The sequence below is a fragment of the Rouxiella chamberiensis genome (genome assembly GCF_026967475.1).
GTDB classification, from domain to species: domain Bacteria; phylum Pseudomonadota; class Gammaproteobacteria; order Enterobacterales; family Enterobacteriaceae; genus Rouxiella; species Rouxiella chamberiensis.
Genome location: NZ_CP114058.1, coordinates 4,358,082 through 4,374,499, shown reverse-complemented (window position 1 = coordinate 4,374,499; position 16,418 = coordinate 4,358,082). Strand labels below are relative to the sequence as shown.

Annotated in this window: 13 protein-coding genes, 1 tRNA gene and 3 pseudogenes; 9 read left to right on the top strand and 8 right to left on the bottom strand. The window is 52.6% G+C overall.

The window, feature by feature from the left end:
- Positions 1 to 156: 156 nt before the first annotated feature.
- The 5 genes and pseudogenes from O1V66_RS20530 to cho form a co-directional block, all read right to left on the bottom strand.
- Positions 157 to 1,925 (bottom strand): annotated as a pseudogene (locus O1V66_RS20530) (ABC transporter permease subunit).
- A pseudogene (locus O1V66_RS20525) lies at positions 1,925 to 3,441 on the bottom strand (ABC transporter substrate-binding protein). Before O1V66_RS20525 ends, O1V66_RS20530 begins: the two co-directional pseudogenes overlap by 1 nt.
- A 43-nt stretch (positions 3,442 to 3,484) precedes the next feature.
- Positions 3,485 to 4,280, bottom strand: a pseudogene (locus tag O1V66_RS21960) (ABC transporter ATP-binding protein).
- Positions 4,277 to 5,092 carry an ATP-binding cassette domain-containing protein gene (locus O1V66_RS20510; protein ID WP_241481433.1) on the bottom strand — a complete coding sequence of 272 codons (816 nt, stop codon included), beginning with the start codon at positions 5,090 to 5,092 and terminating at the stop codon, positions 4,277 to 4,279. The pseudogene O1V66_RS21960 and the gene O1V66_RS20510 overlap by 4 nt, the downstream one beginning before the upstream one ends.
- A gap of 138 nt (positions 5,093 to 5,230) precedes the next feature.
- A complete protein-coding gene (gene cho / locus O1V66_RS20505; protein ID WP_045049161.1) occupies positions 5,231 to 6,073 on the bottom strand; it encodes an excinuclease Cho in 843 nt (280 codons plus the stop codon).
- Between the two features lie 199 nt (positions 6,074 to 6,272).
- Here cho and O1V66_RS20500 point away from each other — a divergent pair, with 199 nt between their 5' ends.
- From O1V66_RS20500 to O1V66_RS20480, 5 genes are all read left to right on the top strand, one after another.
- Complete coding sequence (locus O1V66_RS20500; protein ID WP_269127992.1) at positions 6,273 to 6,980, top strand: pirin family protein; 708 nt, start codon at positions 6,273 to 6,275, stop codon at positions 6,978 to 6,980.
- A gap of 142 nt (positions 6,981 to 7,122) precedes the next feature.
- Entirely contained in the window at positions 7,123 to 8,031 is a 909-nt protein-coding gene (locus O1V66_RS20495) for an SDR family oxidoreductase (RefSeq protein ID WP_045049159.1), read from the top strand.
- A 476-nt stretch (positions 8,032 to 8,507) separates the two neighbouring features.
- Positions 8,508 to 8,900, top strand: coding sequence for a helix-turn-helix domain-containing protein (locus O1V66_RS20490; RefSeq protein WP_045049158.1), 393 nt, complete (start codon positions 8,508 to 8,510; stop codon positions 8,898 to 8,900).
- A gap of 436 nt (positions 8,901 to 9,336) precedes the next feature.
- On the top strand, positions 9,337 to 9,654 hold the full coding sequence (locus tag O1V66_RS20485; RefSeq protein ID WP_269127991.1) for a hypothetical protein: 318 nt from the start codon (positions 9,337 to 9,339) through the stop codon (positions 9,652 to 9,654).
- Positions 9,655 to 9,941: 287 nt separating this feature from the next.
- A complete protein-coding gene (locus O1V66_RS20480) occupies positions 9,942 to 10,196 on the top strand; it encodes a biofilm development regulator YmgB/AriR family protein (RefSeq protein ID WP_045049157.1) in 255 nt (84 codons plus the stop codon).
- Positions 10,197 to 10,369: 173 nt separating this feature from the next.
- Here O1V66_RS20480 and O1V66_RS20475 read toward each other — a convergent pair.
- A tRNA-Phe gene (locus O1V66_RS20475) sits at positions 10,370 to 10,445 on the bottom strand.
- 143 nt (positions 10,446 to 10,588) lie between these two features.
- Positions 10,589 to 11,482 carry a LysR family transcriptional regulator gene (locus O1V66_RS20470; RefSeq protein ID WP_045049229.1) on the bottom strand — a complete coding sequence of 298 codons (894 nt, stop codon included), beginning with the start codon at positions 11,480 to 11,482 and terminating at the stop codon, positions 10,589 to 10,591.
- A gap of 107 nt (positions 11,483 to 11,589) precedes the next feature.
- On the opposite strand from O1V66_RS20470, the gene O1V66_RS20465 reads away from it, so the two are divergent.
- The 3 genes from O1V66_RS20465 (at position 11,590) to O1V66_RS20455 (ending at position 14,420) form a co-directional block, all read left to right on the top strand.
- Complete coding sequence (locus tag O1V66_RS20465; RefSeq protein WP_045049156.1) at positions 11,590 to 12,669, top strand: tartrate dehydrogenase; 1,080 nt, start codon at positions 11,590 to 11,592, stop codon at positions 12,667 to 12,669.
- Between the two features lie 190 nt (positions 12,670 to 12,859).
- Positions 12,860 to 13,477, top strand: a complete 618-nt coding sequence (locus tag O1V66_RS20460) for a phosphatase PAP2 family protein (RefSeq protein WP_045049155.1) — start codon at positions 12,860 to 12,862, stop codon at positions 13,475 to 13,477.
- 193 nt (positions 13,478 to 13,670) lie between these two features.
- Positions 13,671 to 14,420 (top strand): DUF3053 domain-containing protein, encoded by a 750-nt coding sequence (locus O1V66_RS20455; protein WP_082051052.1) that lies wholly within the window; start codon positions 13,671 to 13,673, stop codon positions 14,418 to 14,420.
- Positions 14,421 to 14,501: 81 nt separating this feature from the next.
- Here the strand turns inward: O1V66_RS20455 and O1V66_RS20450 are convergent, their stop codons facing one another.
- Entirely contained in the window at positions 14,502 to 14,855 is a 354-nt protein-coding gene (locus O1V66_RS20450; protein WP_269127990.1) for a helix-turn-helix domain-containing protein, read from the bottom strand.
- A 436-nt stretch (positions 14,856 to 15,291) separates the two neighbouring features.
- Here O1V66_RS20450 and O1V66_RS20445 point away from each other — a divergent pair, with 436 nt between their 5' ends.
- Complete coding sequence (locus O1V66_RS20445; protein ID WP_072045114.1) at positions 15,292 to 16,416, top strand: efflux RND transporter periplasmic adaptor subunit; 1,125 nt, start codon at positions 15,292 to 15,294, stop codon at positions 16,414 to 16,416.
- The last annotated feature ends 2 nt before the right edge of the window (positions 16,417 to 16,418 follow it).

Here is a 16,418-nt window from a genome sequence, read left to right as displayed (position 1 = left end):
GACCCAAAGATAATGCACAGTGAAACTGAAGATTAACCCAATATTATTAGCTAAATTAATGAGGAATTGAGGTATTTGTTAACAATCCATTTCAAAAACGATCAAAACAATTAATTCACCTTTAATCTGTACGAATCATATATTTCAATAATCCGCTCATTTTGCCCGTTTTCCCGCGAGATTTCCCGCACTCACCGCCAATATTGAAAGCAGCATCAGCCCAAAGGCGGGCGCGGCGACCCCCAGCAAGCCCGTTCGATATAGGGCATCCCTTCGGCCAGCACTCTACCCCACTCCGCAGTGGGTGGCGCAGCGCCCAGTCCCAGAAAACCGAGCGAGGCCAATGCCAGCGCAATGCCCGGCACACGCAGCATGGCGTGACGAAACAGCGGTCCTATCAACGCAGGCAGCAGATAACACAGCATTTGTCGTAAAGGACCAACGCCGAGCAGCGGCAACACCTTGATATAGGCGCGCGCCCTGATGTCGGACAGCAGACTGGCGGTGTGGGCGGCCAACGGTGCCCAGCTGACGGCAATGACGGCAATGGCCGCGCCCTGTTCCGTCGGGCCACTGACGGCCACCACCAGCAAACCGGCAATCACCGGCGGCATCGCGTTGGTAACGTCAATCAGTCCGTTGAGCCAGCGCGGAAACATCCCGACAAGCAGCCCCAGGGCAAGGCAAGCCCAGGATACCAGCAGCGCGAGAAGGCAGGTCTTCAAGGTACCGTGCGCGACTCTTGCCAGCAGGTCGCGCCCCATGGCGTCCGCGCCGAAGGGCAGCAAGAGCGAAGGAGGTTGCAGACGAACAAAACTCGACGCATAGGGGTCCCGCGCCGCGCCCGCCACCACAAGCATCAGCAGCAAAATAAGGCACAGCAACGGCATCACCCATTCGAAACGACGACGAACGCGATATAGGGCAGGTAAAGGCATTGCACCGGCCTTGAGTGCAGGACCCAGAATCACGGCACGAAAAAGTTGCGCGGCGGCGGCAAGAAGCATCGCCAGCACCAGCAAAATGAGAATACCTGCCTGCAAGGCGGGTAGATCCTGAGCCGCGGCGGCCCCTAGCGTGGCACGTCCCAATCCCGGAATGGCAAAGACTTTTTCTACCGCAATCGCGCCGCCGGTCAGCGACACCAGCACCATACCCACCAGCGGCATAATGCCCGGCAAGGTGCGTTTAAGCACCGCGAAGGCTATCTGACGCCGCCCGATCCCGGCGGCGCTCCAGGTGGTTATCCAGCTTTCGCTCAAGGTTGCGGCAAGCGCATCTCCGAGAATACGCGCGAGATAACCGCCTGCCGGAATGCCCAATGCCAGCGAAGGTAATACGGCGTAGTGCCATCCAGCCCAGCCATAAGGCGGAAACGCCCTCAGAAAGACTGCGCCGACGATCAGCAGCAGCGAAGCCAGTAGAAACTCGGGAAGCGCCGTCAGCATAGCGGCCGGCAGGCCGCCGGACGTCGCCGCTTTTCCTCTTAATCCGCGCAGCAAACCCACGCTGCATAGCGCGGCGCAGAGCAATAGCGCGATACAGGCGGCATACGCCATCAGCGTTAACGACACGCCGGTCGCCTGTAACATACCGGGCAATACCGGCCTGCCGGAAACCCACGAGTTTCCGGCATCGCCGTGCAGCAATCCATCAAGCCAGCCTAACAGCAGCGCCACCGGCCCGTTTTCGAGTCCGAGTGACTGACGAATGGCGTCAAGCGTTTCCGCCGTCGCCTCCTGCTCCCCCGAACGCGCCCGCAGCAGCGCCAGCGCAGGATCCCCGCCCGACAACCACGGCAGCACGCCAATCAGCGCAACTACGGCAAACAGGGTAACGAGACGCGACAGCAACGGCACTAAACCCGACAATATCGAGGACTGACTGACGCTGGCGCAGGTTCGGCAATACAAGGATCCGCTCATTAGTCCGTGATTTTCCCGCCGTCGAATTGCGTATCGCTTGCGATCAACGTTCGCTCGCGAGGATCACGCAGGACGGCGCGGATCCCGGGACTTTCCCCTGAATCACCCGCTCGTGCAGCATGGGAATCGCCGCGTCTGTCGCCAGAATCAACCTTTCGGCCTGCATAATCGCCTCCCGTCGCGCTTCACCCGCGGGGATTGCCGCAGCCTGCTGCAAAGCGCGATCGATTTCAGGACGGCAAAGTTGAGAGATATTGAAAGAACCCTCACAGGAGAAATCACTATAGAGATAAGCCACCGGATCGCCGGAATCCAGTACCGTCGCACGCGATAAAATAAAGGCATCGAATTTTCCGGCCAGGGCATCGGCTTCAATCTGCGCATATTCGCGCACCACCTGCTTGACCGTAAATCCCGCCGCCGTGAGTTGCTGCGCCAGATACACCGCCACTTCCGGTAATTCTGCGCGGTCGCTGAAGGTCGCAAGCGTAAGCGTGATGCCGTTGGGCGCGCGGGCGTCAACCCTTTGCGCAACAGGCTTTCGTAAGGCTGCCGCCCACGGCAGTGCCGGACCCAGCAGACCTTGCGCAACATCCGCCCGATTTTCATACACGTTTGCTACCAGCTGCTGCCGATTGACAGCGTCGCGCACCGCCGCCCGAAGATGCGGGTCCTGCATTGCTCCCTGCCGCGTATTGAGATACAGCGTATTGGTGCGCGGCATCGGCACTTCGTGCACGCGCGCAGGGTCGAGAAGCGGTGCCTGAGAGACGGGAATGGCTTCAACTACATCGGCCGCACCAGTGCGCAACGCGGCGGCGCGAGCCGTGCCATCCGGCACAAAGCTCACATCTATGCCCGCAAGTCTGGCTTTAGGCCCCCAGTAATCGTCGAAACGATCAAGCGTTGCGCCGCTGGTGCCCTTTACGCTGCGTAAAACAAAGGGACCGCTGCCGTGATTGACCGGATTGACCACGCCGTCGACGGCATAGGCGGCGCGGGAGAGGATTGCCAGTTGCGGACTCGACAAGCGCTGCGGCAACAGCGGATCGGCGACCGCCGTCGAAATCAACACCGCGTTTTCGCCGTCTGCGGTTATCTCGAGCCGCACCCCGTCCAGAATGCGCGGTTTTGGCGATGCATGGGCCGCCACGGTCAACGCATTGACCACACTTGCGGCCGTCAAGACGCTGCCATCGTGAAAATGGACATTCGGTCTGAGCTGAAAGCGCCAATGCCTGTCATCAAGCTGCTGCCAGCGGGTCGCCAGCGCCGGTTTTGCCTCGCCCAATGCATCCAGCACCACCAGCGTTTCGGCCGTACTCCAGCGCGAAAGCTTGAAGGCATCGTCGCTGAGCGGCGTCAGGGCGGATCGCGGCGGTTGCAGCATCGCCAGACGCAGGCGGTTATCGCCCTCTTCCGTCGTCTTGTCGGCGGGTTCGTTAAAGCATCCAGCCAGCAACAGCGCAGCCGCTATCAGTCCGGCGCAGGGCCAGCGGGCAAAACAGGCAATCATCGGGATATCCTTTTGTTCAATAAAATAGAGGGTTAGACACTCGTCAGGAAGGAACGGCCTGTAGCAAGGCGCGGGTGTGCGGATGCTGCGGCGCGGAAAAAACAGTGGCGGTCGGGCCTTGTTCAACGAAACGCCCTTCGCTCATCACCAAGACGCGCTCGCAAAGGCCGTCAATCAGGGAGATATCGTGAGAGACCATCAGCAGTCCCATACGATGAGTGCGGCAAATCTGCTGTAGCAATGTCTTGATTTGCGCTCGCAGTGGCAGATCAAGACCGCTGACCGGCTCGTCGGCAAGCAGAAAGGCGGGTCTGACAATCAGCGCGCGGGCAATTGCGACCCGCTGCGCCTGTCCCCCGACAGCGTTGCCGCCGTGCGCGTCAACAATTGCGCATCCAGCTCGACCTGTTCCATCGCGTCCTTGATTCGTTGCGCAATATTTTCATTTAATTTCAGTTGCCTGAGCGGTTCGGCAAGCAGCGTGGCGACGGTTTGACGGGGATCCAGCGATCCCGCCGGATCCTGCATCACTATTTGCACCTTACGGCGATACCAACGCAGCGAGCGCACACTTCCGGGTTGCACGCGTCGTCCTTCGCAATAAATATGCCCGCTGTCGGCGGCGTCCAGCGCCAGCAACGTGTTGAGCATCGTCGATTTTCCGCATCCCGATACGCCGACCAGCCCGACCGTTTCATCCTGACGCAATTGCAGGGAAAGATTCGAAAAAGGGTGCGCGTGGTTGCGCGTTGCCACGGAAAACGGCGCGTGGCATGGCTTCGGCCCACATTATCCAGATGCAGAAAAGTCGTAGAAACGTCGTGAAGCAATGGATTCATAAGGCAATGGCGCTCGCTAACGGTGTCGATAACTGCACGGCGGCAATGAGCTGACGAGTATAGGGATGCTGCGGATGCGCGAGCAGTTGCCGCATGCTGGCCGACTCGACCACGCGGCCCTGCTGCATGACCAGCGCCCTATCGCAAAGTTGAGCCGCAACGGCAATATCGTGGGTAATGAACAGCAGCGCGGGGGAATCAGCTGAGGCGCAGACCTGTTGCAAAACCTGCACAACCTGACGTTGCGAGATGACGTCCAGCGCGGTAGTCGGTTCGTCGGCAACAAGCACTTTGCTGCGACTCATCAGCGCCAGCGCGATACATACTCTTTGCCGCTGGCCGCCTGAAAGCTGTGCCGGGTAACGGCTTTTCAAATCGTCGAGATGGCCCAGGCCAACCTGTTGCAGCAACGCATCGAGCGCCGTTTCGTCATCGCCCCTTTTCGGCAACAGCAACTGTTTGCCCATCGTCATCAATGGATTCAGCGCGCTGGCACTGTCCTGAAAGATGGCGGCAACGCGAGAATCGGCATTTCTCATTAAAGGATGACGGCCCAGCACTTCCTGCCCCATAACCCTGATGGAGCCCGAAAGCTCGGCATGAGCAGGTGGCGTGCCAATAATGGCTTTGGCAGTCAGCGATTTGCCGGACCCCGAAGCGCCCAGCAGACACACCTTTTCTCCGGCGCGAAGTTGCAGGTTAATGTCATTAACCTGTGTTTTGCCATCAATTTGCATACAAAGTTGAGCAACATCGAGAACAGCGGGCGAAAAGTCTTCCTTGCGGTCACGTGGCATACCAGATAAACTCATGCAATTATTGTTATGTGATAACATAACAAATTATGTCAAAATTATGCAAATGAAACTTTTCGTTACGTGAGGCAAGAAGCTGCTTTCAGGTAGGAATAAAAAAAGCGCCTGAAACGAGGCGCTTTCTAAAGAGGGGGATTAATCGAGCAGCGTAATGCTGAGTGCCTTTTGTTTAAAGACATGCTGGCAGAGGATTTTATAGCTGTCGCGGTCAAAATGGGGCGGCGGAACCTGAACCGCCTTGGCATCATCCAGCGTTTTGGCGGTGCCAAGATAGAACCAGTTATTCAATACGTGATATTCACTTCCGATGTCGGATTTCTCTTCGATGGCTATGCGCCCCGGATAAGGCCAGGCGCGTATCCGCATCGCCTCGAGCGCCGTTTTCAAACGCGCCTGATGGGCTTCCAGAGTTTCTTTACCACAGCAGACACCGGCACAGCGGCCCAGAGAAAAACGGAAACAGGCGCGCTTCGCCGACAGTTTTTCCAACCCCAACGCGCCATAGCAAAGCTTTTCCTGATCGGCGATTTCGCGCAGTCTTTCGATCGCGGCAAACTTGGTCTTGAACAGCCCAAACAGGTTTTCAGCCGTCGAAAAATCGGTTTCATTACTGAACACCACGCCCGTTCCTTCGGCGCTGACACGCAAAGAACAGAGTTTGCGGGTAACGCGCAGCCTTTTGTTAAACAACGGACGCTGGTCTTTAATCATCTGCGATTCAAGCAGCAATGCCCCTATTTCGCCGACCGTTTCGATATAGTGGATATTGGTGGTCATTCGTAACAGTTTGGCTTCGGCGGCGGTTCTAAAATGCGACATCACGCGGCTGCGAATATTGATGCTTTTGCCGATATACAGCGGAAACGTCTGGTCTTGGCCGTAAAAAATATACACCCCGCTACACGACGGCAACGTCTCGAGCGTAAAGCGAAGGTGTTCCGGATACTGATAAAGCAATGGCGAATTTTCGTTTGGCATAGAGGCTTAATAACGAGGCGGTTATCGGATAATTTTTAATCAGGCCGATATTACTGAATATTTATACAGCTATCAAGCATTAGAAATGGCGAGATTTTCGCCTGCCTCTTCTCGCCAACTATACGTTGATATAATTATTAACCGCTAAACTATGCTTTATCTTACTTTCTCCGCCCCTATCAATCCGTTGGAGATTTTCATGTTGAACCTGTTACGCGCAGAACCTAAATCGACGTTTGAATATGGACCTTTCAAAATTCGTCGTATTCGGCCCGGCAAGATCCTGCCCGAGCGAAACGATGACGCTTTTGGGCCGCTAAGCGTCATTGATCATGCCAATCTGCTGACAGGCACCCTCGTCAGCCTGCATGAGCACGTTAATGACGAAATCCTGAGTTACGTGTGGCAGGGTTCTATGGTGCATGAAGATTCAACAGGCCATCGTACGCCGCTGTCTTCCAAAAGAATCATGATGATGAACGCAGGCAAAAGCTTTTGGCACGAAGAGTCTACCCCCATTGTCGCCGCCGAGATGCTGCAAATTTTCATTCGTCCGCGCAAGGCCAACCTCGAGGGGCGTGTTCAATTTATGGAGCGCCCGGAAGGAGTAAGACTCAACGAATGGACATTGCTGGCTGCGCCCGAGGGAGAAGACGCGCCTTTGGAAATCCGGCAATCGGTGTATGTTTATGACATAAGACTGGATCACAAAGACACGGCGAAAGTGCCATCACGTCAGGGTTTTGCGCAATTTCTGTATGTAATGGACGGCGAACTGAGCGTTAAAGACAAGGTGCTGTACAAGGGTGATGCGATAAGCGCGGGGAGGAAAACCTGCCCGATATCGACTCCACCGGCCCGACAACCGCCCTATGTTTTCTCGTCGCGCTGGACGCAGAAGCGATAATGGGCGGCTTGCTCAGCGGCCAGTAAGTGATAAATGATGGGGTAGCGCCAATAATTAGCAGAATATTCTTAAAACGTTAAAAGCGTGATTTTATGCACTAGTCTTTAGGTATGTTTAATCACAAATATGGAAGGAGCGCACCATGAGCAACAAGCAAAGTTCCCCTAATGAAAACGTTTTGGGCAATGCGGCATCTTACCCTGTGCCCCCTTTTAAACAGCAAAAACAACCTTTCCCGGGTCTGGCGAGCGAGATGTCACCGCGTCCGGATCATGGCGAAACCTCCTACAAAGGCAGCGGCAAACTTGCCGGTCGCAAGGCGCTGATCACAGGTGGTGATTCCGGTATTGGTCGTGCGGTGGCGATTGCCTATGCCCGCGAAGGCGCAGACGTTGCGATTAACTATCTGCCTGCCGAAGAGTCTGACGCAAAAGAAGTCATTCAGCTTATCGAAGCGGAAGGCCGCAAGGCGATTGCGATTCCGGGTGATATCACCAACGAATCATTCTGTCAGCAACTGGTTAAACAGGCTGCAGAACAGTTGGGTGGCCTTGATATTCTGGTCAACAACGCAGGTCGTCAGCAGTTCTGCGAATCGATTAAGGATCTTACTACCGAATCCTTTGATGCCACGTTCAAAACCAACGTTTATGCGATGTTCTGGATTACCAAAGCGGCAGTCGAATATCTGCCTCGCGGCGCTTCGATCATCAACACGACATCGGTACAGGCTTATCAGCCAAGCGATATTCTGCTCGATTACGCGCAGACCAAAGCGGCCATCGCTGCCTTTACCAAATCGCTGGCAAAACAGCTGGGACCGGACGGCATTCGTGTTAACGCCGTAGCACCGGGTCCATACTGGACTGCCTTGCAGGTATGTGGTGGACAGCCGCAGGAAAAAATCGAGAAATTTGGCGAGAGCGCTCCGTTGGCGCGTCCTGGTCAGCCTGCCGAGATTGCTCCGCTGTATGTCACCTTTGCTTCGTCCGACAACAGCTACGCGTCTGGTCAGGTATGGTGTTCAGACGGTGGTACCGGTACTGTCTAAGCCTTTAACCAGAATTATACCGGCCGTTAAAAGCCGAAATAAAAAGCCCGCCTTATGGTGGGTTTTTTTATTGATAAAGCTTAATTAACTATTTCCCGTCGTCTCGATTATCTAAAATTTAAGCAACAGGGTAAAAAAATAGAGCTAAAATATTTATCATTGCTTCAACCACTTTTGGCACTGCTCGCTCCATAAACTATCTTAAATAGCCTATTTCAATAATATATCTGACTTCGAGGTGCAAAGAGGTCCATATTATAGAGAGAGGAGAGTAAAGAATGAGCCTGAAATTTCGGCCCTACCCCTCAATGTTGACGCGTCACAGCGCCATACCCGCCATTTTAAACCTTGACCTTACTCATTCAGTGAAAATTCGTGATGTGTTTTTAATCAAAATTAACAGGCCATGATGTTAAGTTAATCTAAAAATCATGTGTTTGAGATATTTAAGTCAAGAAAACCTAGAATTAGCTACTATGATGACTCCCGGTGAACGCATTAAATTGCGAAGAAAAGAGATGAAACTGACACAGCGCAACCTTGCATTAGCTGTGAAGGTTTCCCATGTCACAATTTCACAGTGGGAAAGCAGCGACACCACACCGGGTGGCAAAAATCTCTTTTCTCTGGCAGATGCACTTAAGTGTTCACCAAACTGGATTTTGTATGGTGATACAGAATATTCTCCTACACCTGCGTCTGCTCTGGCGTTGCCACTCACCGAGCGTGAACTTGAGCTGTTGCAGCTGTTTGCCTACCTTCCCGAATCCGAGAAAGAACGGCACATGCTGGATCTCCGCGGCAAAGTTGAAGATTTCAATAAGCTTTTTGCCGAACTGTTACAGGCACGCAACGATATCCGCTTGTAGAACCGGTATTGACGAATGTAGAAACGAATAAAGCAGCATCTTTCATGCCTCCCTTTCAAAATCTTGTGTAAATTTAGCCAGTTACTTTTTAAACATCACGCTAACGTGCGAATGCCCGAACCGCCCTCCTTTTTATCTGACCGCATTTGACTGGCGAAATATACGTCAATATATTTTGGTAAGTATATTTAAAACAATAAAGCCATTTAATTAATTTTACTTAAAAATAATAGTTCTATTTTTTAAAAAATAAAATACGATGCCGCAGCTTTCGGCGATACTTCTGGACTTATGCCGACGATTGCACTTACTATCCCTTTCCTCTTCCTTCGTTAAGATTTTATTAAATTAATAGTCTCTCATCAGGACATCCGTCATTACTTCGACATATCAGTAATGCTCTAGCCTGCAAAAATATAATTATTGGATTCTCCACATGAAAAAACAGACTGTTTTATTTATAGGCGGTCCGTGTAATGGGGATACGGCTACCATTCCCTGGCCGTGGTATGGCACAGGGCGCGTCATTCGATCTGCAAGAGGCGAACATGATTTCCTGCTTAATGATAAACAGGAAAGTGGAGAGGAGATGTCGCTTGCGAAGGAATATATTACCCGCGAATTTCACCATGCCGGTGAAGTCTATCTAATCGCGTTTCAGCTTGAGATTTCGCCCGAACCATATTCTTCAACAGATCCAGATGAGCGATCATCAACCCCTGCCCTGACACGTCTCTCCATTAAAGGGCTGTAAGCACATCGTTGCCAGCCCCAGGGACAACCTCTCAGGGATGAGGATACAGGTAAGGTCCGCAGTTACCTCTAACACGTCCGACCACACAATTTAACCACCGTCAGGTTGTACAATTTTGAACTTTTGTATAAGTTTGTATTAATCACGCGATCTTGCACGAATCAAGGCAAATTACGCCACTTCTCACGCCTGGCTTACTCGGCGCGTAGAGGTTTATTCGATGCATAGGGCAAGCAGCATGCTACGCTGCCTAAAATTTCCATGTATTGATGATGGGGTCTAAAAAAATGTTTGATATGGCATCTACTGATTTGAAGTTGGCCGACTACATACAGATAACGAACCCAGAACTTCATACCGATAATGAAGTTATTGCCGCGATCTGCAGCGAAGTTCGTAAATATAAAGACTCCGTCAGCAACAAGGACATCATTCTTTGCCTGATAAGAAAGATTGAGTCCGAAACAGACGAAGCACAGCAGGACCGTTATCTTCAGGCGCTGGAATACATCGTCTATAACACGCCCGATGATATGGAATAACCGCTTTACCCAGATGATAAAAAACCCGCTTCGGCGGGTTTTTTGTTTTACGGTCTGGATGCTGGCTCTAAGGGCGAGTCTCAGGGATGAGACGAGTAATCGAACAACGTTCGATGAAGAGTCCGGACCTAGAAAGCAAAAAACCCGCCTTTTGGGCGGGTTCTTCAGAATAATGGTGCCCGGACTCGGAATCGAACCAAGGACACGGGGATTTTCAATCCCCTGCTCTACCGACTGAGCTATCCGGGCAACGCGGCGCATTAAACCGTATTGGCTCTCTGCCGTCAACGGCTTTTTTAACGATAAGCCTGCCAGATCGTTTGAATGATGTTTTTTGAAGCAAAAGCCGCATTAACTGCCTGTTTAACACTCATTTTAAAGCAACTTGATGCTTATGGCTCCAGTGCCAGCCGCTGCTTAAGATAAGTAATAAAAACGCTTATTCTCGCAGGAACGTGTTTGCGATAGGTATAGACCGCAAAGATATCCGCATCGGGTGCCTGATAATCGGTCAAGACAGGGATCAGCGCTTCCTGACTCAAATCGGTTTTTATATCCCATTTCGAACGCAGAATAATGCCATGTCCATCGCGCGCGTAGTTCACCACCGTCTCGCCATCATTACTCGAAAGATCTCCGCTGACCTTCTGCACATACTCTTTACCCGCCCGTGTAAATCGCCACAGGGAATAGTCGCTTTCGTATTGTCGAAGCACAATACAGTTGTGCTGCGCCAAATCGGTAACCTGTTGGGGCACGCCTCTTTTATCCAGATAAGCCGGTGAAGCACAGACTACCCGCGAATTGCTTTTGAGTTTAATCGCTACCAGACGTGAATCAGGCGGCTCGCCGACGCGTAAATCGATATCGACGCTGCTATCGAGAAAATTAAGCGGCTGACTGGTGAGTTGAAGGTCAATGTCCAGTTCGGGATGCAGCCGATGAAACGCGGAAATAAGCGGAGCGATATAACGGCGACCAAAACCAAACGAAGCATTGATATTCAGTCGCCCCGTAAGCAGCGCCTGACTGTTGGAGACCACACTCTCCAGTTCGTCGAGCTGACTGATGATTGGCCGCGCCCCTTCCACATAGCGCTCCCCTTCGAGGGTTAAATCCAGTCGGCGCGTGGTGCGCAGGACTAACTGAACGCCGAGCCGCTGCTCGAGCAACGTCAGGCGCTTGCTCACCGCGGGCAGCGTCAGGCCCATTTCCCGGGCGACTGCCGTCAAACTGCCCAGTCGCGCCACTAGAGTAAAAAATCGCAAATCGTCGAGGGAGGCCATCATTATTCACTTAAAGTTAAGAATGCCTTAAATATTTAGCAAATTGTTGCTGCAAGGAGAAGCAAATACACTCGACGGGTCACTATTAATAATAAGAGGCCCACACCATGTCTGATAGAACACATAAAATCGCCGTGATCCCGGGGGACGGGATTGGTAAAGAAGTGATGCCGGAGGGTATCAAGGTCTTGGAAAAGATCGCCGCTAAACATGATATCAAGATCGAATGGCAGTGGTTCGATTTCGCCAGCGCCGATTACTATCTCGAACACGGTAAAATGCTGCCGGACGATTGGTATGAAACGTTGAAACCGTTTGACGCCCTCTATTTTGGCGCTGTGGGCTGGCCTGATGTCGTGCCGGATCATATTTCCCTGTGGGGATCCTTGCTGCAATTCCGCCGCGAGTTTGATCAGTATGTGAATCTACGTCCTGTGCGCCTGATGCCGGGCGTCAAAGCGCCTCTGGCAAACCGCAAGCCGGGCGACATTGATTTTTATGTCGTCCGTGAAAATACCGAGGGCGAATATTCCAGCGTCGGCGGCATTATGTTCCCTGACACCGATCGCGAAATCGTGATTCAGGAAACGGTCATGACCCGCACGGGCGTAGACCGTATCTTAAAGTATGCTTTCGAACTGGCACAAAAGCGCCCTAAAAAACATCTGACCTCGGCGACAAAATCCAATGGGATCGCCATCACCATGCCCTATTGGGATAAACGGGTGGTGGAAATGGGCAAGCATTATCCCGAAGTTGACGTCGATAAATATCATATCGATATTCTGACCGCCAATTTCGTACTGCATCCTGACTGGTTTGATGTCGTGGTGGCCAGTAATCTGTTCGGCGATATTCTTTCCGATTTGGGTCCGGCCTGTACCGGCACCATTGGCATCGCGCCGTCGGCAAATATCAATCCCGAAGGGCATTTCCCGAGTCTGTTTGAACCGGTGCACGGCTCCGCGCCCGACATAGCCGGAAAAGGCATTGCCAATCCGATAGGCCAGATTTGGTGCGGTGCCATGATGCTCGAACATCTGGGCTATGAGCGGGCAGGCGCCGAAGTCTTGCAAGCTATCGAAGCCGTGTTGAGTCAAGGCCCGGAGGTTGCGCCTCTTACCGGCGATCTCGGCGGTAAGGGCAATACTCGCCAGCTGGGTCAGGCGATTGCCGACGCACTGTAAAAAAGTTTCATCCTGAAATTAGCCGGTTTGGCTATCGATACCCAGGCGAACTCCCTGCTCATTAAATATATCTTATCAATGAGCAGGGACCGGCAATTTTGCTTTCACTGATCCTGTTCCTGCTGATAAACTCCCCCTCAAATTAATATTCTTTTTTGAATTTTAAAGTATTTAATTAAGGGGAATCTGATTGTCTTGGAATAGTCTGACTTATTTTGGCGACAGCATGCTGCTACTGCCAACAGGCATTATTATTGCCCTATTTATGGCCTGGAAGGTCAGCGGAAAATTCACTCCTGTAGCCTGGTTATTTATTTTTGGCACTACCGGATTAATTATCAGCATTTCCAAGCTGCTTTTTCTCGGCTGGGGAATTGGCAGCGCCACCTATAACTTTACCGGATTCAGCGGCCACACGACCATGTCGGCCACCGTCTGGCCGGTTCTGTTATGGCTTCTGAGCGGCGGTTATCACCGCAATGTTCATCGCGTGATGGTCGCCATTGGCTTTATCATTCCGGTGATGGTTGGCATTAGCCGCGTTATTCTCGGCGCGCACTCTCAAAGCGAAGTGATTACGGGATTGATTCTCGGTTTCGCGGCCAGCTGCCTGTTCCTGATTACGCACCGTGATAAAGTTATCAAGTCTTTCACCCTGCCTCAACTGGCGCTTATGCTGATTGTGCCGCTAATCCTGCTGACCACCGGCAAAAAGGCAACCACGCAGGGTATGATTGAACAGATTGCCGCCCACATCACCGGTCATGCTCCCTGGACGCGTGAACAGTTGTTGAGCCAACTTCCCTGAAACATCTCCGGCATCGCTTTTGACAGGCGATGTCGGTTATTGTCATACCGACCCAATGAAATGTATCGCCTTTCGCCGCCATACTCCCCCTCTTTGCTATTAATTCTCTGCATGTCGCCCGCTACAATTCCCTGAATATATTTTTTGCGCTAAGGTAATAAACAGCCGAGTAGCCTCATGGAGTATTATTACGATGTCGGAAAGTATTATCTTCAGGACAGTGTCCCGACAAAATAGAAACACCTTAATACATTATTTCTTCATCCCCTTTATTTTGCTGTTATTAATAGTGAGTCTGAATGGATGTGGCGATAATGAACTCACGCAGCGCAAGGCGTTTATCGACTTTCTGCAACAACAGATTCTTGCACAGGATACAGTGCGCGTTCCGGTATTAACCGCAGACCAGCAAAAGGCGTTTGGGCAATACAGCAAGGATTACAGGGTTATTACCGAATTTCATCGTAAAATGGATATCGCGCTGGATTCATCACTGGTGCCGGTATTTACCAGCATGAATGCGCTAACTTCCGTTAATGCCCTGCTGGAACAACGAGATGAGTTACAGAGTATGGCGCTGAAAAGCGCGAAATGGCAGGAGGAACTGACCCTGTTACGCACACAGGCCGAGGCACAGCGCCTCGCATTGAAGCAGCCGCCTGACCTCGGTGCCGTATACAACCAGGCCTATGGCAAAGTCGTTTCTCAACCCGCCGACGTGGCAACACAGGTATTTACTCTGCTGCCGGAGGTATTGAAACTCATTGTGGTCAAGGCCGATTTCATTAAATCTCAGGGCAGGAAAGTCACTGTTTCGGGAAATACCCTGCAATTTGCCTCACAGGCGCAACTGAATAAATACAACGCGATTCAGAAGCAGCTGGTTCCTCTTAATGCGCAATTGATGGCGTTAAGCAGACAGATGCAGCATATGGTCCAATAACATCCCGGGGGCAAATGTCTCGCTGATTTCAAGGGTAATGACTGCATTGCCCTTTAATCACCCAGGCTGGCCCGGCGGTTGTCAATGGCATGCCCGCGCAGCAGACTGACCGTTTTCAGCACGACGCCAATCGCCCGGCGTTTGCCCGAACCGACGCTTGAAGCTGCGCGTAAAGGATTGCTGGGAATCAAAGCCCAGGGAAATGGCAACGCTGACGATGGTTTCACCGCTGCTGGCCAGCATATCGGCAGACTTCTTCATTTTCTCGGCACGGATATATTCACCCATCGGCAGACCCGTGTGCTCCTTGAACATCCGCTGCAGGTGCCAGCGCGAATAACCTGCGCGTTCCGCCACGGTTTTGATATCCAGTCGCTCTTCCAGATTGTGATCGATCCAGTCGATCAGATCGTGAATAAAATCTTCAGTTTTCATTTCCGCTCTTCCCGTATGGTTTTACCCTCTCTTCGAGGGCCTGCAATAAGGCTGACGCAGTTTCGCATTAAATGCAAGTTTTACTATTGCATTTAATTCATCTGAGTGTAAAAGTTACAGCTCTATACAAAAGTCCCTTCGAACATAGCACATAAAGTGCAACAATAATTCTTGCAGTTTGCAAGTGCGCTCCCTACAATCCCTTCGAGTTAGTGTATCAGTAATTGATACTTTATTGTGTCCACGACAGGCACAAGCCCCCAAAAAACGGTTCAGGCAAAGGACGTCACTTCGGTGGACAGGACCGAAGCTCGTGTCTGACGACGTTTATTCACTGGAAATAAAAATAATGATCAGCAGGCAATTTGGATATCCGCGGCCTCAGGGTGGCCGTGTTCGCACGTCCCTTCTGGCGCCGCTTTCAGCCGTCGCCGTCATGGTGGCGCTGCTTTCAGGGTGTGACGACAGCGTGGCGCAGAATGCCCCGCCGCCGCCGCCTGCCGTGAGCGTTGCCAACGTGGTGGTTAAACCGATTAAACAGTGGGATCAGTTCACCGGCCGCGTTGAGGCCGTGCAGAGCGTTCAGCTGCGCCCACGGGTTTCGGGGTATATCGAGCAGGTAAATTATCAGGAAGGCGACGAGGTGAAAAAGGGTCAGGTGCTGTTTACCATCGACGACCGCACCTATCGCGCGGCGCAGGAACAGGCGAAAGCCGAACTGGTTCGCGCGAAAAATCAGGCCAGTCTGGCGCGCAGCGAATCGGCACGTACGGAAAAACTGGTGAGTTCCGAGGCCATTTCCCGCGAGCTGTGGGAGCAACGTCGGGCCGCCGCGGCGCAGTCGCAGTCCGATGTGCTGGCCGCGCAGGCCCAGCTGGACATGGCGCAGCTCAACCTCGATTTCACCCGTGTGATTGCTCCTATCGACGGCAAGGCCAGCCGCGCGATGATTACCGCCGGTAATCTGGTGACGGCGGGAGACAGCGCCAGTGTCCTGACGACGCTTGTGTCGCTGGACAAAGTCTATGTCTATTTCGACGTCGATGAAGCCACCTTCCTGCGTTATCAGTCCATTGCTCGCGCTCAGAGCCAGAAAAGTGCGCCGCTGCCGGTGCATGTCGCTCTGGTCGGGGAAAATGGCTATCCACATCAGGGAGTTATCGACTTCACCGATAACCAGCTTACCGCCAGCACCGGCACCATTCGCATGCGCGCCCTGCTCGACAACCGCGACCGCAGCTTTACGCCCGGCCTGTTTGCCCGCGTCCAGATGCCCGGCAGCGCCGAGTTTACCGCGCTGCTGATTGACGATAAGGCGGTGCTCACCGATCAGGACCGCAAATATGTCTACGTGGTCGATGCATCAGGAAAAGCGGAACGCCGCGATATCGAGGTGGGAGCGCTTTCCGGAGGGCTGCGCATCGTGCAGCAAGGCCTGAAGGCCGGCGATCGCGTGGTGGTCGATGGCGTGCAGAAAGTCTTTATGCCGGGAATGTCGGTCAACGCCAAAAGCGTGGACATGGCAAAAAACAGTATGCCCGCCGCAAACGCAGCGCAATAACA